Source organism: Sagittula marina, assembly GCF_014196795.1.
Classification (GTDB): Bacteria; Pseudomonadota; Alphaproteobacteria; order Rhodobacterales; family Rhodobacteraceae; genus Sagittula; species Sagittula marina.
On sequence record NZ_JACIEJ010000001.1, the window covers coordinates 350,377 to 376,897 of the forward strand.

Annotated in this window: 28 protein-coding genes; 14 read left to right on the forward strand and 14 right to left on the reverse strand. The window is 62.9% G+C overall.

All coding sequences use genetic code 11. The features are described 5' to 3' along the window. Positions 1-196 precede the first annotated feature (196 nt). The 6 genes from GGQ68_RS01610 to GGQ68_RS01635 all read right to left on the reverse strand — a co-directional run bounded on the left by GGQ68_RS01610 (position 197) and on the right by GGQ68_RS01635 (position 4,432). Positions 197-778, reverse strand: coding sequence for a DUF1190 domain-containing protein (locus GGQ68_RS01610; RefSeq protein WP_183962641.1), 582 nt, complete (start codon positions 776-778; stop codon positions 197-199). Positions 779-819: 41 nt separating this feature from the next. Further along, entirely contained in the window at positions 820-2,034 is a 1,215-nt protein-coding gene (locus tag GGQ68_RS01615) for a glutathionylspermidine synthase family protein (RefSeq protein WP_183962642.1), read from the reverse strand. An 83-nt stretch (positions 2,035-2,117) separates the two neighbouring features. Further along, positions 2,118-2,642, reverse strand: coding sequence for a hypothetical protein (locus GGQ68_RS01620; RefSeq protein ID WP_183962643.1), 525 nt, complete (start codon positions 2,640-2,642; stop codon positions 2,118-2,120). 412 nt (positions 2,643-3,054) lie between these two features. Then, positions 3,055-3,345 carry a DUF6455 family protein gene (locus GGQ68_RS01625; protein WP_183962644.1) on the reverse strand — a complete coding sequence of 97 codons (291 nt, stop codon included), beginning with the start codon at positions 3,343-3,345 and terminating at the stop codon, positions 3,055-3,057. Then, on the reverse strand, positions 3,338-3,607 hold the full coding sequence (locus GGQ68_RS01630) for a DUF6455 family protein (protein ID WP_183962645.1): 270 nt from the start codon (positions 3,605-3,607) through the stop codon (positions 3,338-3,340). Before GGQ68_RS01630 ends, GGQ68_RS01625 begins: the two co-directional genes overlap by 8 nt. A 96-nt stretch (positions 3,608-3,703) precedes the next feature. Further along, a complete protein-coding gene (locus tag GGQ68_RS01635; protein ID WP_183962646.1) occupies positions 3,704-4,432 on the reverse strand; it encodes a M48 family metallopeptidase in 729 nt (242 codons plus the stop codon). A 136-nt stretch (positions 4,433-4,568) separates the two neighbouring features. On the opposite strand from GGQ68_RS01635, the gene GGQ68_RS01640 reads away from it, so the two are divergent. Then, a complete protein-coding gene (locus GGQ68_RS01640; protein WP_183962647.1) occupies positions 4,569-4,799 on the forward strand; it encodes a hypothetical protein in 231 nt (76 codons plus the stop codon). 7 nt (positions 4,800-4,806) lie between these two features. On the opposite strand, the gene GGQ68_RS01645 is transcribed toward GGQ68_RS01640, so the two are convergent. Beyond that, positions 4,807-5,061: a DUF167 domain-containing protein gene (locus GGQ68_RS01645; RefSeq protein ID WP_183962648.1), complete on the reverse strand. Its 255-nt coding sequence runs from the start codon at positions 5,059-5,061 to the stop codon at positions 4,807-4,809. A 101-nt stretch (positions 5,062-5,162) separates the two neighbouring features. On the opposite strand from GGQ68_RS01645, the gene GGQ68_RS01650 reads away from it, so the two are divergent. Further along, positions 5,163-5,741 (forward strand): nitroreductase family protein, encoded by a 579-nt coding sequence (locus GGQ68_RS01650; protein WP_183962649.1) that lies wholly within the window; start codon positions 5,163-5,165, stop codon positions 5,739-5,741. Continuing rightward, entirely contained in the window at positions 5,738-6,430 is a 693-nt protein-coding gene (locus GGQ68_RS01655; protein WP_183962650.1) for an EI24 domain-containing protein, read from the forward strand. Before GGQ68_RS01650 ends, GGQ68_RS01655 begins: the two co-directional genes overlap by 4 nt. Positions 6,431-6,470: 40 nt before the next feature. Here GGQ68_RS01655 and GGQ68_RS01660 read toward each other — a convergent pair whose 3' ends face one another. Both GGQ68_RS01660 and mce read right to left on the reverse strand, forming a co-directional pair. Beyond that, complete coding sequence (locus GGQ68_RS01660; protein ID WP_183962651.1) at positions 6,471-6,761, reverse strand: DUF1467 family protein; 291 nt, start codon at positions 6,759-6,761, stop codon at positions 6,471-6,473. Further along, positions 6,761-7,165: a methylmalonyl-CoA epimerase gene (gene mce, locus GGQ68_RS01665; RefSeq protein ID WP_183962652.1), complete on the reverse strand. Its 405-nt coding sequence runs from the start codon at positions 7,163-7,165 to the stop codon at positions 6,761-6,763. The genes GGQ68_RS01660 and mce overlap by 1 nt, the downstream gene beginning before the upstream one ends. A 223-nt stretch (positions 7,166-7,388) precedes the next feature. On the opposite strand from mce, the gene GGQ68_RS01670 reads away from it, so the two are divergent. The 3 genes from GGQ68_RS01670 to GGQ68_RS01680 all read left to right on the forward strand — a co-directional run bounded on the left by GGQ68_RS01670 (position 7,389) and on the right by GGQ68_RS01680 (position 9,476). Next, positions 7,389-8,105 (forward strand): response regulator, encoded by a 717-nt coding sequence (locus GGQ68_RS01670; RefSeq protein WP_183962653.1) that lies wholly within the window; start codon positions 7,389-7,391, stop codon positions 8,103-8,105. A gap of 457 nt (positions 8,106-8,562) precedes the next feature. After that, positions 8,563-9,039: a hemerythrin domain-containing protein gene (locus GGQ68_RS01675; RefSeq protein ID WP_183962654.1), complete on the forward strand. Its 477-nt coding sequence runs from the start codon at positions 8,563-8,565 to the stop codon at positions 9,037-9,039. A gap of 197 nt (positions 9,040-9,236) precedes the next feature. Further along, on the forward strand, positions 9,237-9,476 hold the full coding sequence (locus tag GGQ68_RS01680) for a hypothetical protein (RefSeq protein WP_183962655.1): 240 nt from the start codon (positions 9,237-9,239) through the stop codon (positions 9,474-9,476). A 58-nt stretch (positions 9,477-9,534) separates the two neighbouring features. Here the strand turns inward: GGQ68_RS01680 and aspS are convergent, their stop codons facing one another. Next, positions 9,535-11,316 (reverse strand): aspartate--tRNA ligase, encoded by a 1,782-nt coding sequence (gene aspS, locus GGQ68_RS01685; protein ID WP_183962656.1) that lies wholly within the window; start codon positions 11,314-11,316, stop codon positions 9,535-9,537. A 312-nt stretch (positions 11,317-11,628) separates the two neighbouring features. Here aspS and GGQ68_RS01690 point away from each other — a divergent pair, with 312 nt between their 5' ends. Together GGQ68_RS01690 and carB are read left to right on the forward strand one after the other, a co-directional pair. After that, positions 11,629-11,988 carry a hypothetical protein gene (locus GGQ68_RS01690; protein WP_183962657.1) on the forward strand — a complete coding sequence of 120 codons (360 nt, stop codon included), beginning with the start codon at positions 11,629-11,631 and terminating at the stop codon, positions 11,986-11,988. Positions 11,989-12,153: 165 nt separating this feature from the next. Next, positions 12,154-15,486, forward strand: coding sequence for a carbamoyl-phosphate synthase large subunit (gene carB / locus GGQ68_RS01695; RefSeq protein ID WP_183962658.1), 3,333 nt, complete (start codon positions 12,154-12,156; stop codon positions 15,484-15,486). Between the two features lie 110 nt (positions 15,487-15,596). Here carB and GGQ68_RS01700 read toward each other — a convergent pair whose 3' ends face one another. Further along, complete coding sequence (locus GGQ68_RS01700) at positions 15,597-16,328, reverse strand: MipA/OmpV family protein (RefSeq protein WP_183962659.1); 732 nt, start codon at positions 16,326-16,328, stop codon at positions 15,597-15,599. 270 nt (positions 16,329-16,598) lie between these two features. Between GGQ68_RS01700 and gpmI the strand changes: the two genes are divergently transcribed. From gpmI to GGQ68_RS01730, 6 genes are read left to right on the forward strand one after another with little or no spacing between them, the layout of a single operon-like run. Then, positions 16,599-18,107: a 2,3-bisphosphoglycerate-independent phosphoglycerate mutase gene (gene gpmI / locus GGQ68_RS01705; protein WP_183962660.1), complete on the forward strand. Its 1,509-nt coding sequence runs from the start codon at positions 16,599-16,601 to the stop codon at positions 18,105-18,107. Then, entirely contained in the window at positions 18,104-19,210 is a 1,107-nt protein-coding gene (locus GGQ68_RS01710; protein ID WP_183962661.1) for a peptidase M23, read from the forward strand. The genes gpmI and GGQ68_RS01710 overlap by 4 nt, the downstream gene beginning before the upstream one ends. Before the next feature lie 3 nt (positions 19,211-19,213). Continuing rightward, positions 19,214-20,554 carry a S41 family peptidase gene (locus GGQ68_RS01715; protein WP_183962662.1) on the forward strand — a complete coding sequence of 447 codons (1,341 nt, stop codon included), beginning with the start codon at positions 19,214-19,216 and terminating at the stop codon, positions 20,552-20,554. Between the two features lie 51 nt (positions 20,555-20,605). After that, positions 20,606-21,100, forward strand: coding sequence for an RNA pyrophosphohydrolase (locus GGQ68_RS01720; protein ID WP_183962663.1), 495 nt, complete (start codon positions 20,606-20,608; stop codon positions 21,098-21,100). After that, positions 21,100-21,588: a hypothetical protein gene (locus GGQ68_RS01725; protein ID WP_183962664.1), complete on the forward strand. Its 489-nt coding sequence runs from the start codon at positions 21,100-21,102 to the stop codon at positions 21,586-21,588. Before GGQ68_RS01720 ends, GGQ68_RS01725 begins: the two co-directional genes overlap by 1 nt. A gap of 12 nt (positions 21,589-21,600) precedes the next feature. Further along, on the forward strand, positions 21,601-21,882 hold the full coding sequence (locus GGQ68_RS01730; RefSeq protein WP_183962665.1) for a hypothetical protein: 282 nt from the start codon (positions 21,601-21,603) through the stop codon (positions 21,880-21,882). Positions 21,883-21,898: 16 nt separating this feature from the next. Here the strand turns inward: GGQ68_RS01730 and GGQ68_RS01735 are convergent, their stop codons facing one another. The 3 genes from GGQ68_RS01735 to rnr all read right to left on the reverse strand — a co-directional run bounded on the left by GGQ68_RS01735 (position 21,899) and on the right by rnr (position 26,366). Beyond that, complete coding sequence (locus tag GGQ68_RS01735) at positions 21,899-23,257, reverse strand: lytic murein transglycosylase (RefSeq protein WP_183962666.1); 1,359 nt, start codon at positions 23,255-23,257, stop codon at positions 21,899-21,901. A gap of 69 nt (positions 23,258-23,326) precedes the next feature. Then, complete coding sequence (locus tag GGQ68_RS01740) at positions 23,327-24,025, reverse strand: helix-turn-helix transcriptional regulator (RefSeq protein ID WP_183962667.1); 699 nt, start codon at positions 24,023-24,025, stop codon at positions 23,327-23,329. A 43-nt stretch (positions 24,026-24,068) separates the two neighbouring features. Continuing rightward, positions 24,069-26,366 carry a ribonuclease R gene (rnr, locus tag GGQ68_RS01745; protein ID WP_183962668.1) on the reverse strand — a complete coding sequence of 766 codons (2,298 nt, stop codon included), beginning with the start codon at positions 26,364-26,366 and terminating at the stop codon, positions 24,069-24,071. Between the last annotated feature and the right edge of the window lie 155 nt (positions 26,367-26,521).

The window sequence follows — 26,521 nt, forward strand, 5'->3', positions numbered from 1 at the left end:
CAGAGCGGAGTTGCGTAGATTTCATGGCTGCAACGCGTTGGGCGACCGAAGCGACGATGCCTATCCTCATGTCACCAAGCGCGGGTATTAATCACTGCTGTCCCTGCCGTCGGGGCGTCCACGCCGCACGAGCAGACGCGACCGGGCAAAAACGCCAGCCGCGAACTCTGCAAGAAATCACGCCAAAGAAAGGTGTTTACCCACCAAAGCCCGTGCGTCCGGAACCTGTGGTGCCAAAGCCGCCACGCGACGTCGCGGTCGCGCGGGACATGGGGGCCTTACCCGCCGTCGAGGTCGGTCGGACGAACTGCGAGGTGCCCATCTTGGTTGCCCCGGAATTGCTGGAAAACGTGCTGGTGCGCGCAGCATTGGTAAATCGCCCATCGGACGTCTTATACAGCGGTTGCGACGCGGCCATGCCGGATCGACCGCTCAGCATACTCCCCATCAGGTAGCCCGCCAGAAGGGGCATGAAGATCCCGCCAGACCCGCCGGACGTCGCCGCGGCTTCGGTCCCGCAGGCCCCTTCGCCATGTTGTTCCTCGCAAACGGTCAGGCTGTCGTACCGCGGCGCGGACTCCACATGCAGCGTCTGCGCATCGGCAAACGCGGTTTCGCAATCCTGAGCGGAAAACATGCCGCCCGGTTGAACCTGGTCCTGGCAGCTTTGCAGGTCCGGAAAGGCGGCGGCATCGACCTGCTCCTCGCGGCAGCCCGCAACGGTAAAGGCGGCGGCGCCGAGGATTGCGATGGCGACATGTCTGGAACGTTTGGTCATGGAAGTCCTTTTCTTGGCCAGAGCGGGCGGGGAGCGTTCGGTCAGGCCGTAATATAATGCGGTTTGAAGCGGGATAAATCCTGAGTGATCCGGGAGCGGTCTTCGCGGATGCCGATCCCGACACAGCTTTGACCCACGATCCATGCGCCGACCACGGGCCGAAACCCGTCGAACTGCGGCAAAGGTGCATAGGCCTGCAGGATGCGGGGATGCTCCGCATACTCGGTATTCGCAGACTGTTCGACCAACTGTCCGGCCTTGAGGATCGACACCGAGGCCCCTTCGCGCGACAGGATCGGCTTCAGCACGTGCCCTGCCTCCAGCTCGGCCTGCGCACGGGCAAAGCTGTCGGCATGCGCGCCGCGACCCGCCTCGAGATCCTCAAGATCGGCCTCGAAAAAAGCGGGGAGCAGATTTGCGTGCCCCTCGAACATTTGCCAGAGCACGGGCAGCAGACCCTTGTTTGACAACAGAGCTTTCCAAGCCGGTTCCAGAAACAGGCAGCCTGATCCGGCAATATGTGCGGCGTAGTCGTCGCGTAGCAGGTCTTCCCACGGATACAGTTTGAACAAGACGCCAATGCGTCGGTCCTGATCGTCCAGAAAGTGACCGTCGTCGCTCAGGCCGATTTTGTCGAGGTCGGCGTAATGCGCCCCCAGCCCGGCTTCGCGGGCGGCCCAGCCCATGGCTTCGACGGTGCCGTAATCCTCGGGATTGCCCCCGACAGCCGTGAAATGCAGATTGCTGTCCTTCTCGAACAGCTCTGCGAACCGCGCCACCAGCGCTTCGTGGATGCCGTTGAACTGGTCTGCACCCTCAGGCAGAACGCCGGCGGCCAGTTGGTCCTCAAGCCATTGCCACTGAAACGCGGCGCTTTCGTAAAGCGATGTCGGCGTGTCAGCGTTGTATTCAAGAAGCTTGGCAGGCGATTTGCCATCATAAGCGAAATCGAACCGCCCGTAGATCTCGGGGTCGTTATTGCGCCAGCTGTCAGCAATCAGGTCGCGATGCGCCTCCGGAATGGCGAGCTTGTCCAGCAGCTCTTCGCTCGTCAGGATGTGCGCCACGGCCTCCCGGCACATACTGTGCAACTCGGTGGCCGGATCTTCCAACCCGGTTTCTATTTGCTCAAGCGAGAATGCGTAGGCCGAGGATTCATCCCAGTAAGGCTCGCCATGCATGTCGGCAAAGGTAAAGCCCACCTCCCTGGCATGCTCCCGCCAATGCGGGCGTTCGGGCAGGGATGTTTTTTGCATCAATAGCTCCTGAGTTTTCTGGCCTGATATAGGCACTCATGGTGGCCGCCACCAGACGCGCGCAGCATTTCAGCCCAGGTCGGTCAGGCCTCTGCGAAGGCATCAAATGGCAGATGCTCCTGGATCGCGTAGACAAAGATGTCGATTTCCAGCGCCAGCCCGACCTCGAACGCGTTCAGTTCGGGCCCGCTCCAGGTGGTCTGTTCCAGCCGGTCCAGCAGCGCCTGCCGGGTCGCTTCGTCCTGGGCTGGCAGGGCCGCTGTCCCGGCGGCGCGCAGCAGGTCGATGCGCTTGTGAACCTCGCGCATCCCCGAAAACGCTTCCATCATCAGGCGCGTCAGGTGCGGCTGTGTCTGCCACGATTGTCCGGCAAAGACCTCCTGAACCACACGATTGCCCGCGCCCAGGCAGTCGTATGCCACGCAGCCCGGCATGCCTTTTTCGGTCAGCCTGTCATGGATCGTGCAAAGATGCCCCGAAAGATTGCGGCATGGTTCGCCAGGGTTCTTGTCGAAGGCGAAATCTTTGCCCTTGTCGAACGCCAGCGCGAGGCAACACAGCGCCGCGCATTTCGAGCAGTCGGTCTTGAGAAGGTCGGTCTGGGGCATGGCGGCTCTCGGTTCCCAACTTTTGCTGGACGGGGGACTGGGCCACGACATCTCTCACATCAGCCGAGGAATGCAAGCCTCGGACCCCTTCCCAAAAGAGCACCTGCGGCGGCCCGGATGGTACATTCTGCCACATTAGAGGACGGCAGGACGCTTCATCTGATCCGGTGGCTCTTCACTCAAGCCACTTCCGTCGCGTTGCAGCGGTGCGGCATGGTCCCCGGTTTTGGACGATGGCCAGTCCTCACATGCGTCTACTCATGCGCCGCCGAAACAGCGGGGGGCATTTGTGCGTGGCTGTTCTTGAACGACGGACCCTTACCCGAGCGTGTCGGCCAAGTTGACATTAAGGGTGCCCGCCAGGCAGCGGGCCAAGAAACGGCCGCTTGGACCGCCGAGCCTCTGCGCCCGCTCAGATGTCCTGCAGCTTGTCCTTCAGCCCGGCTAGACGGTCGCGGTTCAGGCAAGGTTCGGGCAGGGCGCGCGTGTCCTTCGAGGGGGTGGCCAGCCAGTGATCGCAGCCTTCGGCCCATTGGCAGCCACGGCATCGCGTGACAATGCCGGCCCAAGTGTCGTGGTCCAGCACGCCGGCATCCATGGCCCGCACGAGGTCCACGCCCGTCGCCTTGGCCATGCGCTGCACCAGCCAGTAATGATCGATTTCCGCCCCCAGCACAGGCGGATGCGCAGTCCCGTCAGCCATGATCCATCGCCTTGCGCAAGTCATCCAGCATCTCGGTGTTGCGGCAATAGTCCGGGGTGCCCTGTGCAACGCGCTTTTGACTGGCAAGCCAGGAGCGACAGTGTTCGGGGTTGGAACAGCCAGTGCAGCGCAGCACGGCGTCGGCAAGATCGGGGGTGGTCACCCGCCCGCGCATCATCTGCTCTTCAAGGTCGATGCCCTGTGCGGTGGCCATTCGGTCGACGAACTCTGCATGTTTCTTCAAAACGGCTGGGCTTTGCATGGCGCCACTCCCTTGATGTGTCCTGTTGGTGATCACAACCTAGGGGGATGACGCCATGTGCCGCTTTGATTCAGGTCAACACGAGCGAGGGCTGGTCTATTGCAGCTTCGCCGCCGTGCGGCGCACGATCTCCATCCGCGCGGCGTTGGGCGGGTGAGAGCCAAGGAAACGGTTGCCCGGGTCGGGAATGCGGCTGAAGAACGCTGCCCCGCGCACCGGATCATAGCCCGCGCGGTGCGCGATGATGGTGCCGAGCTGGTCGGCCTCAAGCTCGAAATCCTTGGAATAGGTGCGTGCGCCGACGGCGGCCCCCACCTGCTCCGCATTGCGGATAACCTCCACATCCGCCCCCATCACGGCGGCCGTCCCGGCAAAGATGACCGCGCCGAGCGTTGCAGTCTCGCGCGTTTTGGTCAGGTGGCTTTCGATGTGATGCGCAGCCTCATGCCCCATGACAAAGGCCAGCTCGTCGGCATTGCGCACCGAATTGATCAACCCGAGGTTAAAGGCGAGGATCGGGCGGCCGAAACTGTCCACCGTCTGAAACGCGTTCGGCGGCTGATTCAGCCGGTCATCCACCACGATCTGAAAGTCGCAATTCACCCCGCGTGTCTGCGACCGGCACAGCTGTTCAGCCACTGGTTCCACGGTCTCCACCACCTGAACGAATTGCCGGGCGGCGTCATTGGCGCGCAGCTGCGCCGGGCTGGCGTCGCTGCTCATCGGCGAGGGCACAGGCATGTTCGCGGACGGCACGGCACAGCCCGCAAGGGTCATGGCAGACAGCGACAAGGCGGCCAGCAGGCGCAGGGGAGAGAATCTCATTGAATGTCCCAAATCGTCAAAGTGTTGAGTTCAGCATAGGCGGCCCTCGCATGTCGCGCCAGCCATCGTGCTACACAAAAGCGACAGACCGCCGTTTGTGGTTTCGCTCCGCAGCAAGGCGCGCTACGATTCCGTCATGTTCAGCATAGAGCACGAATTTGACGCCACCGTTGTCACCCTCGTCGACGAAGGCAAAGCGCCCCTGCAGGAGGACGTGATCATCACGTCCTTCGAAGAATGCGTAACCGTCGTGCAATACGACCCGCGCACCGACAGGGAGATGTCCGTCACCCTCAGCATCAGCCAGATGCAGGATCTCGTCGCGGCGGTAAACTTGCCTGAGGGGTTGTATCGGCGCGAGGACTAGGCGCGGCTCAGTCGATCCGAAACTGCTTGTCCCGCGCGGTCTCGCCCCGCACCAATGTCACACGCGATTTCGGCAGTCCTAACGCCTTGGCCAGTAATTTCTGGACGGCGGCGTTCGCTTTGCCGCCCTCTGGCACCGTGGTGACATAGACGCGCAGCGTATCCCCGTCGCGCGTAATGGCGTTGCGTGCAGCTTTTGGCGTCACGCGGCAGGCAATCAGCGCACCGGGCACCGCGAGGTCGGACAATTCACCCTTTTGCATGGGGTTGCGCTACCACCCGGAATGACGTTGCGCAACATTGGCGGTTGAATCCGGGCGCCAAACGCCCTTCATACCGTTACAAGACCAGAAGGAGAGGCCCCTTGCCCACGCCCAACACCGCCGCCATGGATTTCCTGCTGACCCGCCGGTCGCGCCCCGCCAAGACACTGGTCGCACCCGCGCCTGACCGCGCCACGCTGGAAACCCTGCTGACCGCCGCCGCCCGCACGCCAGACCATGGGAAGCTGGAGCCGTGGCGCTTCATCGTCCTCGAAGGTGCGGCTCTGACCCGCATGGCGGAGGCGACCGAACAAGCTGGCGTGCGGCTGGGCAAGGACGCGGACGCCATCGCCAAAGCCAAAAGCACGTGGCGCGATAGCCCGCTGTGCGTTGCGGTGATCGAGGTGCAAAAACCCTCCGACAAGGTGCCGCCGGTGGAGCAGACCTACTCGGCCGGGGCCGTCTGCCTCGCGCTGCTGAACGCCGCATTGGCATCCGGCTGGGGGGCGAACTGGCTGTCCGGCTGGGCCAGCCATGACCGCGGTTTCGTGACAGAGGCCCTGTCGCTGGCAGAGAACGAATCCGTCGCGGGCTTCATGCATCTGGGCACCGAACGCAGCGCGCCGCCGGATCGTCCGCGCCCCGACCTTGACCAGATCACCACTTGGGTTGACGCATGATCCCTTCCGCGTTTCTGAAGGCCATCGGCCAGCTCGACGATCCCAAGTTTCGCAAGGTTCTGGCGAAGGGCATCGGCTTTACGCTGCTGGTGCTCTTTGCCTTTGCGGCGTTTCTGGTCTGGGGCGCGGGCTGGTTGGTGGGTGACAGCCTCACCCTCCCGTGGATCGGCGAAATTACATGGGTCGACAACGTGTTGAGCTGGGCCATGGTGCCGGTGACAGCAGTTCTGTCGGTTTTCCTGATGGTGCCTGTGGCCTCTGCGGTGACGGGTCTGTTCCTCGAAGACGTAGCGCAGGCCGTCGAAGATCGCCACTACCCGCATCTGGGCCGCGCCGAACAGGTCCCGATCTCCGAAAGCATCCTGGACGGATTGGGATTTCTGGGCGTGCTGGCGCTGGCCAACATCGTGGCGCTGGTGCTTTATCTGCTGTTTGCGCCGCTCGCGCCTTTTATCTTCTGGGGGCTGAACGGCTTCTTGCTGGGGCGAGAGTATTTCATCCTTGCGGCCATGCGCCGTGTCGGCCGGGTGCAGGCAAAAAAGCTATGGAAACGCCACATCGCCACGATCTGGATTGGCGGCGTGCTGATGGCGCTGCCGCTGACCGTGCCAGTGGTGAACCTGTTGGTGCCCGTGCTCGGGGCCGCGACCTTTACGCATGTTTTCCACCGCCTGACGAACAAGGCCTGAGCGGCAGTGGTCGGGGCCTGGCCCCGACCTGATCGCCGTATCAGTCGACGATCTCCCGATGCTCCATCCGGTTGAACATCCATCTGTCCAGATCGCGCACAGAGATCAGCTCGAACAAGATAATCGACGCGAGAATTCCCCAGATCACGACAGAGATCCCGGTGGTGATCCACGCCTTGCGCTTGAGGTTGTGGACCTCCGGGCTGCCCGCGTGGGTGCCCGGCACGATCTCACCGCGGTCGCCCTGCGTTTCCAGTCGCACAGGAATGACACACAGAAATGTCATGAACCAAATCACGGCAAACAGGACGATGCCCGATGTCACACCCATCAGACCTGCTCCAGTTCCACGAGGCAGCCGTTGAAATCCTTCGGATGAAGGAACAGCACGGGCTTGCCATGGGCCCCGATCTTCGGTTCGCCTGATCCCAGCACGCGCGCGCCGGTTTCTTTCAGGTGGTCGCGCGCCGCAATGATGTCGTCCACCTCGTAGCAGACATGATGCATGCCGCCGGACGGGTTCTTTTCAAGGAACGCGGTGATGGGGCTGTTGTCGCCGAGCGGGTACAACAGCTCGATCTTGGTGTTGGGCAGCTCGATAAAGACCACCGTCACACCGTGATCCGGTTCGTCCTGCGGCGCGCCGACCTGTGCGCCAAGCGCGGTGCGATACTGGTCTGCGGCGGCTTCAAGGTCGGGCACGGCGATGGCCACATGATTTAGGCGTCCGATCATGACAACTCTCCTCTGTCCTGTTGCGGGCTATATGGCCTCGTCAATGGGCAGGGGGCAAGGGCAGGGGGCCGCGACACAGCAGCCCTCACCGGTTCAGGCGTTAAGGAAATGTATCACCTCCGTGCAACCGCATCCTTAGCGAATATCAACCTTAACGCGTTGTTCATCTGACAGGCCGCATCATGGCTGCGACTCGCAAGAGACACACCGCCTGGAGGGAAAGATGGACACGAATTCACACCTTGCCGCGCACCTGCGGCCCACCACGACGCGGCCCCTGCTGGGCCTGACCGTTCTTGTGGTTGAAGACAGCCGCTACGCCTGTGATGCCATGCGGCTGCTTTGCCTGCGCTCCGGCGCACGCATCCGACGCGCCGACTGTTTGAAATCCGCGCGTCGTCATTTGCAGGTCTATCGACCGTCTGTCGTGATCGTCGATCTCGGACTGCCAGACGGTTCCGGGGCGGAGCTGATCTCTGAACTCACCGTGGCCTGCCCGCGTGTGGATGTTGTCATCGGCACCTCTGGCGACAGCTTTTCCGAAGAGGTGGCGCTTGCTGCCGGGGCCGATGGATTTCTGGCAAAACCTGTGTCGTCGGTTTCCCACTTCCAGAACACGATCCTTGCCGGATTGCCGCCGGAACGTCGTCCTACCGGTCCGCGCCTTGTGACCGATGAGCCGATTCTGCCCGATCCCATGGCCTATCGCGACGACATGGCCCATGCGGCGGAGGTGCTGGTCGACCAGGAGAATGAGCGATCGCTGCGCTACGTGACGCAATTTCTTGCTGGGGTCGCGCGCAGCGCTGGCGACGGAGCGCTGCAAAAAGCGGCCGAGGACCTCGCCAGCGCACGGCGAACAGGTAAGCCCACACAGCCGACCATCGCCCGCGTTGCGTCATTGGTCCAAGACCGACTGGCTGATCGGGTCGCCATCTGAGCCGAGTTGATCCCCTGATCCGTCTGGGATGTGATCTTGCGCGGCATGCCTGTCCCACTCGTCAATGCTGAGACAGGCACCAAGGGCAGATTTATATCCGGCCTGCAGCGCAGGATGGCCTGCCCGCCGTTCACAATCGCCAGCAGATTACGTCTCGGCGCGCAGGGGGTCCGTGGCGTTTCGCGGACAGCAGCGCGGCCAGCCACTGTCGTCGGGCTTCTTGCCGCAACGGCGGCAAGCTCGGCCTGGTGCGATCTCGACGAATTTGCCCTCATCTGCGTTCCTGAAGCTGAGCCGCCTATGAAGGCCTGGACCTGTCGATACCCTCTGGCGCGCCGCGCCGCTTACAGGAAAATCGAAATTCGGCGGAACCTTCCCGGCGGACCCGCGTTACCTCGGCGAAACCGCGCAGATCAAGGCGCGCAGGGCCTAGCCAGTGATAAGCCAAGGGACACAAATGACCGATATCTACAGTGCCATCACATCGGACCATGATCGCCACCGCGAGCTGTTGTCCACCATCGAAGACACCTCCGGCGCTTCCGATACGCGCAAAAAGGCGTGGGACGAATTCTACCACGACGTAAAAGCCCACGCCGCTGCTGAGGAAGAGACGTTTTACTCCAAACTGATCTCCGAAACATGGGGCCAGGACAGTGCGCGTCACTCGGTGCACGAGCACCAGCAACTTGACGACATGATGGAAGAGCTCAACGAGATGGATATGTCCTCCTCTGGTTGGCTGAACAAATTCAAGACGTTGCAGCACGACTACCTGCACCACATCGACGAGGAAGAAGACGAAGTCTTCACGCGCGCCAAAAAAGTTATCGACGATGGCGAAATCAAAGGCTATGGCGAACGCTTCCTTAAGCGTAAGGAAGAAGAGTCTGGCCTGATTGAGAAGAAGAAAGAAGATTCGCTCGAAGATTGAGCTGACATTTTCTGGCAGGGGGCTTTTGCACGGGGCCTCTCATACGCCGCCTTCGGTTTCCCGGGGCGGCGTTTGTCGTTCCAGAACCGAAATTTCGTTAAATTTTTGCTATTTGCGTAGCAGTCTGCCGCGATTGTGCCACAGTTCTCCTCAATCCTAGGTGGTATGGGTGGAACGCGCCAGCGGAGGCTTTTGCAATGGCAACTGATGCAGCACTTTTGATGACACTGGCGATCTTCGGCTTTGTCAGCTTTATGCAGATCGGCAAATTGATGGTAAAACGGGTGCTCTGGCGCGAGCTTGCGCCAACTGTTGTGGTCCGCCGGGAACGGGCGATGCGCTTTTTCATCATCGGATCGGCCACGGTGATTGTGGCGCTCGGCGCGGTCGCGCTTGGCCCCGGCGCGGTCGCTGCCGATTTGCTCGCCCTGCACTGATCTCGACGAAAAAGGGCGACCCGAAGGCCGCCCCAATAGCTCGATCTCAACTTCGCGTTTATTCCTGCGGGATCACGCGCAGCCCAAGTTCCATCATCTGATCCGACGACGGATCAGAGGGCGCGTTCATCATCAGATCCTCGGCACGCTGGTTCATCGGGAACATGATGACTTCGCGGATGTTCGAAGTGCCAGCCAGCAACATGGTGATCCGGTCGATGCCCGCAGCACAACCACCGTGCGGCGGGGCGCCGTAATGGAAGGCGCTGAACAGCGCGCCAAAGCGGTTCTTCACCTCATCGGCACCATAACCCGCGATCTCGAACGCCTTGAGCATCAGGTCCGGCTTGTGGTTCCGGATCGCGCCGGAAACCAGCTCGTAGCCGTTGCAGGCCAGATCGTACTGGTAGCCTTTGACCTCCAGCGGATCACCCATCAGCGCATCCATCCCGCCCTGCGGCATGGAGAACGGGTTGTGTTCAAAGTCAATCGCGCCGGTTTCCTCGTCTTTTTCGTAGATCGGGAAGTCCACGATCCATGCAAAGGCAAAGCGGTTTTCATCGATCAGCTTCAGCTCGTGGCCCAGCACGTCGCGCGCACGGCCGGCAACCTTGGTGAAGGACGCAGGCTTGCCACCAAGGAAGAACGCCGCGTCGCCCACGCCAAGGCCCAGCTGTTCGCGGATCGCTTCGGTGCGCTCGGGGCCGATGTTCTTGGCCAGCGGACCGGCGGCTTCCATGCCGTCGCCCTGATCGCGCCAGAAGATGTAGCCCATGCCCGGCAGGCCCTCTTTCTGCGCCCAGGAGTTCATCCGGTCACAGAACTTGCGTGAGCCGCCGGTGGGGGCGGGGATGGCGCGGATCTCGGTGCCGTCCTGCTCCAGCAGCTTGGCAAAGATCGCAAAGCCGGAGCCGCGGAAGTGCTCGGACACGTCCTGCATCTCGATCGGGTTGCGCAGGTCAGGCTTGTCGGTGCCGTATTTCAGCGCCGCTTCCTTGTAGGGGATCTGCGGCCACTCATGCGGCGCGTCGACCTTTTTGCCTTCGCCGAATTCTTCGAAGACGCCTGCGATCACCGGGGCAATCGTGTCGAACACGTCCTGCTGCTCGACAAAGGACATCTCAAGGTCGAGCTGGTAGAAATCGGTCGGTGAACGGTCGGCGCGCGGATCTTCGTCGCGGAAGCAGGGCGCGATCTGGAAATACTTGTCGAAGCCCGACACCATGATCAGCTGCTTGAACTGCTGCGGGGCCTGCGGCAGCGCGTAGAACTTGCCCGGATGCAGACGCGACGGCACGAGGAAGTCGCGCGCGCCCTCGGGGGAGGAGGCCGTGATGATCGGCGTCTGGAATTCGCGGAAGTTCCGATCCCACATGCGTTTACGCATCGATGCCACAACGTCGGAGCGCAGGGTCATGTTCTTCTGCATCGCCTCGCGGCGCAGGTCGAGGTAACGGTACTTCAGGCGGGTTTCTTCCGGGTACTCCTGGTCGCCGAACACGATCAGCGGCAGCTCATCGGATTTGCCCAGCACCTCGAGGTCACGGACGAAAACTTCGATTTCGCCGGTGGGCAGTTTGCTGTTCACCAGCTCGGCATCACGCGCCTTTACGGTGCCGTCGATGCGGATACACCATTCGGAGCGGACCTTCTCGACCTCGGCAAACACCGGGCTGTCGGGGTCGCACAGAACCTGCGTCGTGCCATAATGGTCGCGCAGGTCGATGAACAGGATGCCACCGTGATCGCGGATGCGGTGAACCCAACCGGAGAGGCGAACGGTTTCGCCCACGTTGGCCTTGGTCAGGTCAACACAGGTATGGCTGCGATAGGCGTGCATGATTTCTCACCTTTGAAAAGGGAATGGCTCGGTCACGCGCGGATACACCGTGCCGTGGGGGTGAAGTCAAGCGAACAGCCCGAATTTACCGCAAATGACGCTCGGTCGGAGGTGGAACAGCGCTTTGGAGGCGTCGGGCACCCGAGGCTTCAGGCAAGGTTTTCAGGCGAAATCGCCATAAAGGGCGCTGACAGGCGATCCTTTGTCGTGAGTTTGACATGACAGCCTGCATCAAACGGGCGCCGCCGCAAAGCCGCCCCAATTAACTATTACCCTTTTGGATAATTTTTAATCTATTGCAGAGTTTTTCCAATGAAACGCCGACCTGCCAACCTCATTCAAGGTACACCCGGCCCCGGTTTGACGGCCGAAGCGCTCGACATCATCCATTCCCTTGTCGAGGAGTACAGTGTCGACCCCAGCCCGCCCCGCAGTTCTGCGCCCTCCGCACGTCCGGGCGCGGTGAAAACTGCGGACACCCCAAGATGGAACCGCCCCGCAGCCGCGGAACTGCGCGCCACCTCGGTGCCACCACGGCAAATGTATGCCCCGGACGATCCGCTCCGGGAGCCAGCGCAGCGCTCTGTAGTCCCGCCTGCGCCGGATCCTTCTGTCCTGTCCAATCCGCCCCCCGCACGCGGTCTGCTGAGGCGTTTGCTGCGCCGCGCCTGACGTTGCGCAAAGGCGGGGCGCGCCGGGCGAACGCCCGCCGGCTGCGATTGACCGCTTTGAGGGGTTGAACCCGACCTTGCGATCTCTATAACGCACGACAATTTGGGCGGTGACGGATAGTCATGCGCCCGATGCCCCCTGCCGTGTTGACGAAGAGGTCCTCCCATGCCCAAACGTACCGATATCAAGTCCATCATGATCATCGGCGCTGGTCCCATTGTCATCGGACAGGCCTGCGAGTTTGACTACTCCGGCGCACAAGCGTGCAAGGCGCTCCGCGAAGAGGGCTACCGCGTCATTCTCGTGAACTCGAACCCGGCGACGATCATGACCGATCCCGGTCTGGCCGATGCCACCTATATCGAGCCGATCACGCCGGAGATGGTCGCCAAGATCATCGAAAAGGAACGCCCCGACGCGCTGCTGCCCACCATGGGCGGCCAGACGGGTCTGAACACCTCCCTCGCACTCGAAGAGATGGGCGTACTGGAAAAATACGGCGTCGAGATGATCGGCGCGAAGCGGGAGGCCATTGAAATGGCCGAAGACCGCAAGCTGTTCCGCGAAGCGATGGACCGTCTCGGGCTCGAAAACCCCAAGGCCACCATCGTCACCGCGCCCAAGAAAGCGGACGGCAAGGCCGATCTGGATGCGGGCGTCGCCAAGGCGCTGGAAACGCTGGATTATGTGGGTCTGCCCGCGATCATCCGCCCGGCCTTTACCCTCGGTGGCACCGGCGGTGGCGTGGCCTACAACCGCGAGGATTACATCCATTACTGCCGCTCGGGCATGGATGCCTCCCCGGTGAACCAGATCCTCGTGGACGAATCCCTGCTGGGCTGGAAAGAATTCGAGATGGAAGTCGTCCGCGACAAGGCGGACAACGCGATCATCGTCTGCGCCATCGAAAACGTCGACCCCATGGGCGTGCACACCGGTGATTCGATCACCGTTGCCCCGGCGCTGACGCTGACCGACAAGGAATACCAGATGATGCGCACGGCCTCGATCGCCGTGTTGCGTGAGATCGGCGTCGAAACCGGCGGCTCCAACGTGCAGTGGGCGGTGAACCCGGAAAACGGTCGCATGGTCGTGATCGAAATGAACCCGCGCGTGTCCCGCTCCTCCGCGCTGGCGTCCAAGGCCACCGGCTTCCCGATTGCCAAGATCGCCGCAAAGCTCGCCGTCGGCTACACGCTTGACGAGCTGGACAACGACATCACCAAGGTCACGCCGGCCTCCTTCGAGCCGACCATCGACTACGTCGTCACCAAGATCCCGAAATTCGCGTTCGAGAAATTCCCCGGCTCCGAGCCAAAGCTGACCACGGCGATGAAATCCGTGGGCGAGACCATGGCCATTGGCCGCACGATCCACGAATCCATGCAAAAGGCGCTCGCCTCGATGGAATCCGGTCTGACGGGTTTCAACGAGGTGGACATCCCCGGCGCGCCGGAAAAATCCGCCGTCATCAAGGCGCTGTCCGAAGCCACTCCCGACCGCCTGCGCACCATCGCGCAAGCCATGCGCCACGGCCTGACCAACGACGAAATCCAGGGTGTCACGTCCTACGATCCGTGGTTCCTCGACCGCCTGCGCGAGATCGTCGAAGCCGAGGAAGGCATTCGCAAGAATGGTTTGCCCGTGACCGAAGACGCGCTGCGTGACCTGAAAATGATGGGCTTCACCGACGCGCGTCTGGCTGAACTCACGGGCCGCGAAGAAGGACAGGTGCGCCGCGCTCGTCAGAACCTTGGCGTGAACGCCGTGTTCAAACGCATCGACACCTGCGCCGCCGAGTTCGAGGCGCAGACCCCCTACATGTATTCCACCTACGAAGAACCCATGATGGGCGAGGTGGAATGCGAGGCACGTCCGTCTGATCGCAAGAAGGTCGTCGTACTGGGCGGTGGTCCGAACCGGATCGGTCAGGGCATCGAGTTCGATTATTGCTGCTGTCACGCCTGTTTCGCGCTGAGCGATCAGGGCTACGAAACCATCATGATCAACTGCAACCCGGAGACCGTGTCCACCGATTATGACACCTCCGACCGGTTGTACTTTGAGCCCCTGACGTTCGAGCACGTCATGGAAATCCTGCGCGTCGAGCAGCAGAACGGCACGCTGCACGGTGTCATCGTTCAGTTTGGCGGCCAGACCCCGCTGAAGCTGGCCAACGCGCTGGAAGAAAACGGCATCCCGATCCTCGGCACCTCGCCGGACAGCATCGACCTTGCCGAAGACCGCGACCGGTTCCTCAACCTTGTCAACAAGTTGGGTCTGAAGCAGCCGAAGAACGGCATCGCCTCCACCGACGCCGAGGCACTGAAGATCGCCGAGCAGATCGGCTTCCCGCTGGTGATCCGCCCCTCCTACGTGCTGGGGGGCCGCGCCATGGAAATCGTGCGCGATATGGACCACCTGAAACGCTACATTGCGGAGGCCGTCGTGGTCTCCGGCGACAGCCCGGTGCTGCTCGACAGCTATCTGTCCGGCGCGGTGGAGCTGGACGTGGACGCGCTGTGTGACGGCACCGACGTACACGTCGCGGGCATCATGCAGCACATCGAAGAGGCGGGCGTACACTCCGGTGACTCCGCGTGCTCGCTGCCGCCCTATTCGCTGTCCAAGGACATCCTCGCCGAGATCGAAGTCCAGACCCGCGCGCTGGCAAAGGCGCTCAACGTGGTCGGCCTGATGAACGTGCAGTTCGCCATCAAGGACGGCGAAATCTACCTGATCGAGGTCAACCCGCGCGCCTCCCGCACCGTGCCCTTCGTGGCAAAGGCGACGGACAGCGCCATCGCTTCCATCGCGGCGCGTCTCATGGCGGGCGAAAAGCTCTCCGCCTTCCCCATGCGCGCGCCCCACGCCGAAGCGACCGACTACGACACCGACGTGCCGATGGCGGACCCGATGACGCTGGCCGACCCGAACATGCCGTGGTTCTCGGTGAAGGAAGCCGTGCTGCCTTTCGCCCGCTTCCCCGGCGTAGACACGATCCTCGGCCCGGAAATGCGCTCGACGGGCGAGGTCATGGGCTGGGACAAATCCTTCCCCCGTGCCTTCCTGAAGGCACAGATGGGCGCGGGCATCGACCTGCCGACCACAGGCGCGGTCTTCATCTCCATCAAGGACGATGACAAAGGTCCGATGATGATCGAAGCGGCGCAGACGCTTTCGGCGCTTGGCTTTACGCTGAACGCCACCAGCGGCACGGCGGCCTTTTTGAAAGAGCAGGGCATTCCCTGCACCACGGTCAAAAAGGTCTATGAAGGACGTCCGAACATCGTCGACCTGATGAAAGACGGCGGCATTCAACTGGTCCTGAACACCACCGAAGGTGCGGCCTCTGTGGAGGATTCCCGCGAAATCCGTTCGGTCGCGCTGTATGACAAGATCCCCTACTTCACGACTGCCGCAGGCGCCCATGCCGCAGCAATGGCCATGAAGGCCCGTGAAGAAGGCGAACTGGTGGTGAAGTCACTGCAAGGATAAACAAAATGCCGGGCTGAGAGGCCCGGCATTCGCTTTGGTGCAGCACTGGTTCGCTTGGTCTGCGCAGCCGATGAAAGAAGTAAGGTGGAGCCGAAACCCCACCTTTCAGATCAAAACGCCCAGTCGAACTTTCGGATCAGCATGATCCCGACCGTGCCGGAGTCGCGCTCTTCAACGATGGGGCTGTCGCCCGCGTCACCGACCAGACGGTTCCAGCCCAGCGAGCCTTCGACCGCCCAGGCGTCGTTGTAATCGTGGCGCACGACCATTTCCAGGCCCGCCTTGTACAGACCGCCATCGCCGGAATACTCCGCCAGCGACGCGCCCGCCGGTACGTTGAAATAGGTGTCCATGTATTCGTCATTGGCAAAGGCCAGACGCGGGCCGACCCGGACCTCTGTGCCCTGGCCATAATCGTGAACGAAATCGGACCCGATGTTGCCTGTCACGCCATCATGGCCGGTCACGCCTTTGCGCACCGCACCCCAGACTTCGACCTTTTCCCAGCGATAGGACACGCGCCCGCCGACCTCGAACGCCGCGTCCACGTCATCGATCCCCGCCAGACGGCTGTGGTCGTCTTCGGTCCGCTCGCCGATGTAGCGGAAGGACGGGCCAAAGCCAAAGCCCAGGCCGTCGCCGCGGTCGATGTTCACGCCGAGCAGGTTCAGGCTTCTGACAGCGCCGGTCACGGACGGTCCGGTGGAGTAATCTTCGGAGCCTTCGTAGTCCGGCGCCACACGTGCGCCGAGGCCCAATTCGAACGCCAGCGCACGGTCCTGCGCAAGGGCGGGGGTGGCGACGGTCAGGGCTGCGACAGTCAGGCAAAGGGGCAGGCGCATCGAGGGGCTCCATTCATAAGGGGTTAAGCCTCACATAGCATGGCGGACGTGCGTCGCCACGGGTTTCAGGCCGGTGGTGCAATCTGGCCACAGTGGCGGCGTCTTGGGGGCTGGCCGATCTGGCAACCCCACCGATCCACCCGGACTGGCCGGGTGGATGCTCTGACAGCGGCAGGGTTAAGCCGCCTGCCGATGCGTTAAGCCTTGTGCTCTCCACATCCTCTGCAGGCTCTGCTACACCGCAGCCAAAGACATGTGGGAGAGCCAGACATGAAACCCGTCATCCTCACCATTCTCGACGGCTGGGGCCTGCGCGACGACACGGCAAACAATGCCCCTGCGCTGGCAAAAACCCCGACGATTGATCGGCTTATGTCCAGCTGTCCCCACGCGACGCTGATCACCCATGGTCCGGATGTCGGGCTTCCCACCGGGCAGATGGGCAACTCCGAAGTGGGACACACCAACATCGGCGCGGGCCGCGTTGTTGCCATGGACCTTGGCCAGATCGACCTCGCCATCGAGGACGGAAGCTTCTTCGAAAACAAGGCGATCCTGGATTTCGCACAGACTGTTAAGCAATCTGGCGGCACGGCGCACGTCATGGGGCTGACCTCTGACGGTGGCGTCCATGCCCACACAGATCACATTCTGGCAGCGGTCAAAGCCCTTGTCGATCAAGGGCTTGATGTCGCCGTTCACGTCATCACCGATGGCCGCGACGTGGCGCCGACCTCCGCCGCCGACCAGGTGGCACAGTTTGAGGCGGCCTTGCCCACGGGGGCAAAGATCGTCAGCGTGTCGGGCCGTTACTACGCGATGGACCGGGACAACCGCTGGGACCGGGTGGAAAAGGCCTACCGCGCCGCCATCGAAGGGCAGGGCGACAGCCAGCAGCCCGACTCGGTCACCGGTATCAAGCACAGCTATAGCGCCGACAAGAATGACGAATTTGTCTTGCCGTTCACCGTGGGCGACTATGCCGGTCTGGCAGATGGCGACGGTCTGTTCTTTGTGAACTTCCGTGGCGACCGGGCGCGCGAGATTCTCGCCGCCATTGGCGCGCCTGATTTTGACGGGTTCGATCGTGACCGGAAATCGCTCTCTGCCCTGCTGGGCATGGTGGAATACTCCGACGCCCACAACGCCTACATGACCACCGCGTTTCCCAAGCGGAAGATCGTCAATACGCTGGGCGAATGGGTGGCCAAGCAAGGCAAGACGCAGTTCCGTCTCGCAGAAACCGAGAAATATCCGCACGTCACGTTCTTCCTCAACGGCGGCAAAGAGACGCCGGAACCGCACGAAGACCGCTTCATGCCGAAGTCGCCAAAGGTCGCCACCTACGACATGCAGCCGGAAATGAGCGCCGGCGAAGTCACCTCGAAATTCCTCGAAGCAATCGACCACGGCTATGATCTGATCGTGGTGAACTTTGCCAACCCGGACATGGTGGGCCACACCGGCGATCTGGACGCAGCCATCGCTGCCTGCGAAGCGGTGGACAATGGTCTTGGTCAAGTGGTTGATAAGCTGGAGCAAACCGGCGGCGCACTGCTGGTGATCGCGGATCACGGCAACTGCGAGACCATGGTTGACCCTGAAACCGGCGGGCCCCACACGGCGCATACCACGAACCTCGTGCCGGTGATCCTCTATGGCGCGCCCGAGGGCACGACGCTGAAAGACGGACGCCTCGCAGACGTGGCCCCGACGCTGTTGCAACTCATGGACCTCGACCAACCCGAGGAAATGACCGGGGAGAGCCTGATCAAGTGAGACGGTTCACGCTGCTTCTTGCGCTTTTGACGTCCCCTGCCTTTGCGCAAACGGCGGGGGAGGATGCGAGCCGCGCCGCCGAAGCGCTCGAAGCGGCCTCCGTTCTGCTCGACAGCGCGGATGACGCCTCTGATCGGGTGTCAGCGCTGACCGACACGATCCGCGCCTATGAGGACGGGCTTGCCGCCATGCGCGACGGGTTGCGCGGCGCCGCCATCCGCGAGACGGAGCTGACCAGAAAGCTCGCCGCGCAGGATCAGGAAATTTCCCAACTTTTGGGTGTTCTGACGTCCATGGGCGGGCGCGCGTCACCCGGCGCGATGGTGCATCCGAAGGGGCCGTTGGGCACGGCGCGCTCAGGCATGTTGGTGGCCGCCGTCGCGCCGGGACTGGCGCAACAGGCCGCGGATCTGCGTGCCGATCTCGAAGAGGTCAGTGCCCTGCGCGATGTGCAACAGAATGCCGCGCAACGCCTGTCCGAAGGCTTGCGCGGGGTGCAACAGGCGCGCACCGACCTGAGCCAGGCCATCGCAGACCGCACCGATCTGCCGCAACGCTTCACCGAAGACCCGGTGCGCACCGCGCTGCTGATCTCTGCCACTGAAACACTGGAAGGCTTCGCCTCCGGCCTCACCCAGATCGGCGAGGACGACAGCACCGCGGCCGCGTCCTCCATCGAAGGGCTGCGCGGCAAGGTGCCTCTGCCGGTGCGCGGCGTTGTGCTGCGCGAAGCAGGTGACCCCGACGCGGCGGGCGTTGCGCGCCCCGGTATCGTGCTGGCGACCCGCCCCGGCGCGTTGGTGACCACGCCCACCGCTGCGACGATTCGCTACAACGGTCCGCTGCTGGATTATGGTTTGGTAACCATTCTTGAACCTTCTCCTGACGTATTGTTCGTGTTTGCAGGAATGGACACGGTCTACGGAGAAATCGGAGAGGTGCTGCCAGCCGGCAGTCCGGTGGGCTTGATGCCCGTTCCGACAAACCCGTCACTTCAAAGTGAGGGGGGTGGCGCTGGCCGCTCGGAAACGCTTTACATAGAGGTCAGAGAGGGCGATGCCCCCAACGATCCACTGGTGTGGTTCGCAACCGACAAGGGATGAGATATGAAGAAATTCGTGATGGCCGCCTGCGTGGGCACCTTCGCCTCCGTCGTGGCGACGACCCAGTTCGTCGGGCCGCTGTTGGCGCAGGAGGAAGAGCGTAGCCTGACGGTCTACGAGCAGCTCGACCTCTTTGGCGACATCTTTGAGCGCATCCGCGCGCAGTATGTCGAGGACGTCGATGAAAAAGACCTGATCGAGGCTGCGATCAACGGCATGCTGACCTCTCTGGACCCACACTCCAGCTACCTGCCCCCGGATGATGCCGAGGACATGCGCGTGCAGACCCGTGGTGAATTCGGCGGGTTGGGCATCGAGGTCACGCAAGAGGATGGCTTCGTCAAGGTCGTCTCTCCCATCGACGGCACCCCCGCCATGGAAGCAGGCATCGAAGCAGGTGATTTCGTCACCCATGTCGACGGCGAATCCGTGCTGGGCCTGACGCTGGACCAGGCGGTGGATCTGATGCGCGGGCCGGTGGGCTCCGAAATCCTGATCACCGTGGTCCGCGAAGGCGAAGACGAGCCGTTTGAAGTGTCCATCACCCGCGACACGATCAAGCTGACCGCCGTGCGCGCCCGCACCGAAGGCGACACCGCCGTGCTGCGCGTCACCACCTTCAACGACCAGACTTACCCGAACCTCGAAGAAGGTCTGGCCGAGCAGATCGAAGCTGCCGGTGGCATCGACGCCATCAACGGCGTCGTCCTCGACCTGCGCAACAACCCGGGCGGCCTGTTGACACAGGCGATCCGCGTCTCCGACGCGTTCCTCGAAAAGGGCGAAATCGTCTCCACCCGTGGCCGTGATCCGGCAGACGGCGACCGCTACAACGCGACGCCGGGCGACCTGATTGACGGCAAGCCGCTGGTGGTTCTGATCAACGGCGGCTCCGCCTCCGCATCGGAAATCGTCGCCGGGGCGTTGCAGGATCACCGCCGCGCCATCGTCGTGGGCACGAAATCCTTCGGCAAGGGGTCCGTCCAGACGGTGATGCCGCTGCGGGGCGAGGGCGCCATGCGTCTGACGACCGCGCGCTACTACACGCCGTCGGGCCGTTCCATTCAGGCCCTGGGCGTGTCGCCGGACATCGTGGTGGAACAGCCGCGCCGTGATCCCAACGCCGAGGAGGAGGAAGAAGAGGCCACAAACATCTTCTCCCGTTCCGAAGCAGACCTGCGCGGCAGCCTCGACAACGACTCGCTGACCGAGGAAGAGATCGAGCAGATCGAAGCGGACCGGGCCAAGGCCGAAGCCGCTGCCGCCCTGCGCGAAGAGGACTATCAGCTGGCCTACGCCATCGACATTCTCAAGGGACTGTCGGCGCTGGCCCCACAGGACTAAGTGACGTAGGGCGGGGTCAGACCCCGCCCTTCTTCTATCAGGACGCCTTATATGACCCCCGAAGACATCGCAAAACTGCCCTATCGCCGCAATGTTGGCGTGATGCTGGTGAACGCGGACGGCCACGCCTTTGTGGGCCAGCGCACCGACCGCCAGCCGCATGAACCGCCCGCCTGGCAAATGCCGCAGGGGGGCATCGACAAGGGCGAGGATGCCCGCGACGCGGCCTTGCGCGAATTGCTCGAAGAAACCGGCGTGACCCCGGACCTCGTAACCGTAGAGGCGGAAACCGAAGGTTGGATCGCCTACGATCTGCCGCACGACCTTGTGCCGCGCATCTGGAAAGGTCGCTACAAGGGGCAGGAGCAGAAGTGGTTCCTGCTGCGGTTTCACGGCCAGGACAGCGATGTGCGCCTCGATGCGGACGATCATCAGGAATTTTCCGAATGGCGCTGGTCGCCCGCCGACGAGGTCATCGAAAACATCGTGCCGTTCAAGCGTGACGTCTACGAACGTGTGATCGCTGCATTTCGGGACAAGCTGTGATGCGGTGGGCTGTGGCTCTATTGGTGCTGGCGGCGACGCAGGCCAGTGCCCTGTCCTGCCTGCGGCCCGATGCGGTCGCCGCCTATCAGGCGGCGGATGCGGATGACGCCCGCTGGGGGTTGGTGGTTGGCACGCTCAACTTTGATGCGACAAAGCTGCCCAAGGCCCCCGCAGGGGACCCCAATGACGCGCCGCCACTGACGCAGCTGCGCGCGCGGCTTGACGGGCAGGCGCTTGGGGCGGATGGCTTCGCCACGCCTTTTGACCGCGACATTGACCTGCATGTGCAATGCTTTGGCCCGTGGTGCGCGCAGCCGCAAAGCGCCCAGACCTACCTCGTGTTCCTCGAACATACGGCTGATGGCCAGCGCGCCTATGCCGATCCTTGCGGGACGAAGCTGTTCGCCAATCCCACCGCCGCTGACCTGGCCAGGATGCAAAGCTGTTTCGCCGGGGAGGCCTGCGTTTCCGACCGGCCTTTGCCCTAAGCGCAGCACAAAATGACCAACCGCCACAAGACAGAGGCCAGCCTGATCGCACATGCGCTGTCGCTGGTCTATGACGAGCTGGGGAAGCGCCCGCAGGATCAGGCTTTCATGTCCTCGGCTCAGGGACGACAGATCCTGTTGGTGCTGGAACGCATGTCCCAGACCTCTGCCGCACGTGACCAAAGGCTGGCCGAAGATGCCGACGGCATGGCCCGCGCCGTCCCGGAGGCCATTGCGCACGCCTCCCCTATCGGGCCGGCGATCCTTGACGCGGTCAGAGCGTGGCGACGCTAGGCCGCCACGCCAAAGCTCAGCGCAAGCGCGTCAGAAGCGACATCGACGCATACCCGTCTGGCACGACACCGGCCCGCCGCTGATAGCCGCGAATGGCCGCGACCGACGCCGGACCAATGCGCCCATCCACGCCTTGCGTATCATGCCCGGCCCGCGTCAGCCGCGCCTGCAATTCCTTGCGCTCGGACCGGGTCAGCGGGCGATCCTCCCGCGGCCAGTCGCCCTTGAACGCAGGCCCACCTTTGACGCGGTCCGCCAGATGGCCGACCCCCATGGCATAGGCATCCGCCGCGTTGTAGCGCTTGATCACACGGAAGTTCTTGAACACCAGAAACGCGGCGCCCTTGTGTCCGGCCGGGAGCAGCACCTGCGCCGACCCGTGGTCGGGCACCGGACGCCCGTTCATGCCCATGACCCCAAGTCGCGCCCATTCGGAAGGCATCCGGTCGATCCCGACGTTCTCGTAGTTGAAATTGCGCGGCAAGGTGACCTCGACACCCCAGGGCATGCCTTTGATCCAGCCGTTCTTGGCAAGGTAATTCGCCGTGGATGCCAGCGCATCCGCCGGGTTGTCGCTCCAGATATCGCGCCGCCCGTCGCCGGTGAAGTCCACCGCCAGGCTCTGGAAAGACGTGGGCATGAACTGCGTATGCCCCATCGCCCCGGCCCAGGAGCCTTTCATGTTTTCCGGCGTGGTGTCCCCGGCTTCGAGGATTTGCAGCGTGGCCACCAGTTGCGTCTCGAAAAACGATGCCCGCCGCCCGTCATAGGCAAGGCTCGCCATGGCCTCCACCACATGCTCGGACCCGCGATAGGTGCCGTAGTTCGACTCCATGCCCCAGACCGCCAGCACGATTTCCTTGTCGACGCCGTAGCGTTGCTCGATCTGGGTCAGCAGCGCGCCATGTTTGCGCAGCATCTCGCGCCCGGTTTGAATGCGCGAGTCCGAAACAGCGCTGTCCAGATAGCTCCAGATGCCCTTGGCGAATTCCGATTGCGTCTGATCCTTGGCCACGATGTCGGGATCGAACCGCACACCGGCAAACGCGCGATCAAAGGTGCGCCCGGACACCCCCTGCGCCAACGCCCTTGGGCGAAACCCGCGGATCCAGTTTTGAAATCCAGCGTTTGTGCCGCCGTGCGCCTGCACCGGGGCGCGCAGAACGGCAGGCCGCAAAAAGGGCCGCAGCGATTGCGCCGGGGCCACGAGCGGCACGCTGTCCAGACCGACGGCCCGGCTCACCACCTCCTCGACGGCGGTCAGCTGGCTGTAGGCGCGCGCCTGTGGGCGCAGCGATCTGTCGGGGGGCGCCGCGTGCAGCGCCGCAGTGCCAAGGATGCTAATCCCCAGCGCAAGGCGGATGTGCCTGATCATGTTGTAACCTACTGCTCTTTTATATTTTGGAAACAGTATAGCGATTCTCAGGTGATTTGGGGAGGGGGCTTACCAAGATTGGCCAACTCTTGCGCCCATCATCTCCCGATACACCCGCAACATTGGCACCCGTTGGGGGCGAAACGACCGGCCCGTGCGCGCCATGCCAGTCATGCGATCCAGCCGAAAGGCACGATACTCTTCACGCAGGCAGCACCACGACAGCAGGCAATGGCTTTGGTCGAACAGCATGATGGCGAGCGGTTTGACCTCGCGGCGCGTCGCCGTGCCGTTTTTGTCACTGTAGTCAAAGCTGATCTGCTCTTCATCCCAGCAGGCTTGACGCAAGGCGCCCGCATCGACGGTGGGCGCGGGCGGTGGGGTAAATCTGTGGGCGTGCAGCACAGCGTGCCTCAACCGATGGGCCTGCCGCTCCGGCAGGCGCGCGCGCAGCTTGGTCAATGCGGTTTCGGCGGCCCGTGCCAGCGCCGGATCCCCGACAAAAGCCACCTCTTTCAGCCCTAGGATCAGCGCCTCCAGCTCGTCGTCCTCGAAGCCCAGCGGCGGCAGGTGGGCGTCCTCGATCAGCGTGTAGCCATAGCCCGCTTCACCGTCGATCACCGCGCCCAATTCGCGCAGCGTGTCGATGTCTCGGTACAGGGTGCGCGGCGACACGGCGGTTTCCGCCGCCAGCCGCTGCGCCGTCACGGGCGAGGGCAGGCAGCGCAGGGCCGTCATCAGTTGGAACAGGCGATGCGTGCGGGACATGATCGCTCTATCCTACACGCACTTGTCAGTTTCTGTCAGCAGCTCACTTTTGACGCCGCTGCCGCGTGACCTTGCGTTTGGTCTTGCTGTCCTTGGCCTTCGCCTTGGCCGCTTTGCGTCGGGGGGAGGTGCCGGGCGTCTTGCCGCGTCCCTTGCGGAACCCGCCGCGCCCACGCCCGCCGCCACGGCTTTCAAAGGCTTCGCCCTCCAGCTCCAGCAGCTCAAAGGCGATGCCACCCGTGACCGGCGCGGCCTCAGTCAGCTTCACCTTGGCGCGCATGCCCAGCGCGATCATGCGCCCGGACTGCGACCCCATCAGCGTTCCGGCGTCGCGGTCAAAATCGAAATACTCGTTCCCAAGGGTGGAGATCGGCACAAGCCCGTCAGCGCCCGTCTCGTCGAGTTTGACGAACAGGCCGAACTTGGCGATGCCCGCGACGCTGCCGGTGAATTCCGCCCCGATCCGATCCGACAGGAACGCAGCAAGATAGCGGTCCGTGGTGTCCCGTTCCGCGATCATCGACCGGCGTTCCGTGTCGGAGATATGCGTTCCGGTTTCCTCCAGCCCTTCGATGGCCTCCGGCGTCAGGCCGTCCTTGCCCCAGCCATGCGCGGTGATCAGCGCCCGGTGTACGATCAGGTCGGAATAGCGCCGAATCGGAGAGGTGAAGTGCGCGTAATCCCGCAGCGCCAAACCAAAGTGGCCAAAGTTCTTCGGCCCGTAATAGGCCTGCGTCATGGACCGCAGCGTCGCGAGGTTGATCAGCTCTGCCTGATCCGACCCGGCCGCAGACGTCAGCAGTTTGTTCAGGTGGCGCGTCTGCAAAACCTGCCCCTTGGCAAGGGTAAAGCCCGCCGCGCCGGCGGTCTCGCGCAGCGCCTCCATCTTGTCCTCCGGCGGCTCCTCGTGGACGCGGAACAGCAGAGGGGTCTTCTTGGCAATCAGCGTCTCGGCGGCGGCGACATTGGCCAGGACCATGAACTCTTCGATCAGCTTGTGAGCATCCAGCCGCTCTGAAAAGTCGACGGAAGTCACCTTGCCCTCATCCGACAGCACGATCTTGCGCTCCGGCAGGTCAAGCTCCAGCGGCTGCCGCCGTTCCCGCGCCGAGCGCAGGGCCGCATAGGCGGCATAAAGCGGCCGGATCACGTCCTGCATCATCTCGGCGCAGCGCTCGGTCGGCTGACCGTTCATCGCGGCCTGCACTTCCTGGTAGGTCAGCGAGGCGGGCGAGCGCATGAGGCCGCGCACAAAGGTCTGCCCGGTCTTGTTGCCCTCGGCGTCGATAACCATGCGCACGGCGATACAGGCGCGCGGCACACCCTCGTGCAGCGAACACAGATCGCCCGACAGCCGGTCCGGGAGCATTGGCACAACCCGGTCAGGGAAGTATGACGAGTTCCCCCGCTTGCGCGCCTCCCGGTCCAAGGCAGAGCCGGGTGTCACATAATAAGCCACATCCGCAATCGCGACCCACAAGATGTGGCCGCCCTTGTTTTTCGGATCGTCATCGGCCTGGGCAAAGACCGCATCGTCATGGTCCCGCGCATCACTCGGGTCGATGGTGACCAGGGGCAGCTCGCGCAGATCCTCACGGCCCGATAGTCCCGCAGGCTTTTTGCTGTCGGCCTCGTCCAGAACCTCCTGGGGAAAAGCGTCCGGGATGCCATGCTGGTGAATGGCGATCAGCGACACGGCGCGTGGCGCGGTGGGGTCGCCCAGACGCTCGACGATGCGCGCCTTGGGCAGGCCCATGCGCCCCTTGGGCCCGGCCTGCTCCGCCTCGACCAGCTCGCCATCCTGCGCACCGCCGGTGGCATCTGGACCGACGACCCATTCCTTGTCGGAGCCCTTGTCGATGGGCATGATCCGCCCACCTTCGGCGCCGTGGCGATAGATGCCCACGACGCGGCGCGGGGACACGCCGATGCGCCGGATCAACCGCGCTTCGTAGTTGTGATCTTCCGCTTGCACCTGCTGCAAACGCGCGAGGATGCGGTCGCCATCGCCCAACGCCGGATCGGATGACTTCAGCACCATCAGCACCACGGGCTCTATGCCCTCGCCGTGCCACTCCAGAGGGCGCGCGAACAGATCGCCATTGGCGTCCGGTGTCTTGACCTGAAGCACACTGACAGGCGGCAACCTGTCAGGATCGCGATAGGTCTTGTTGCGTTTCTCCAGATGCCCCTCATCCTCCAGCTCGCGCAGGATACGTTTGAGGTCAATGCGCGCGGCGCCCTTGATGCCAAAAGCCTTGGCAATGTCGCGCTTCGCGGTGAGGGTCGGGTTCTCGGAGATCCAGTCAAGGACCTCCTGCTTTGTCGGCAAGGTGCTCATCCTCCTCAGGTAGCACGGCCCCATGTCGTCGTCATGTCGAAACACGACGAAGTCAAATTGTCAGCTGACAACCGTTAACGCCCGTTCATCCTTTCGTTTCGAAAGTCTTGACAGCCGCGCGCCTCATCCGCCGTCTTGGCTTGCAAGTTACACCG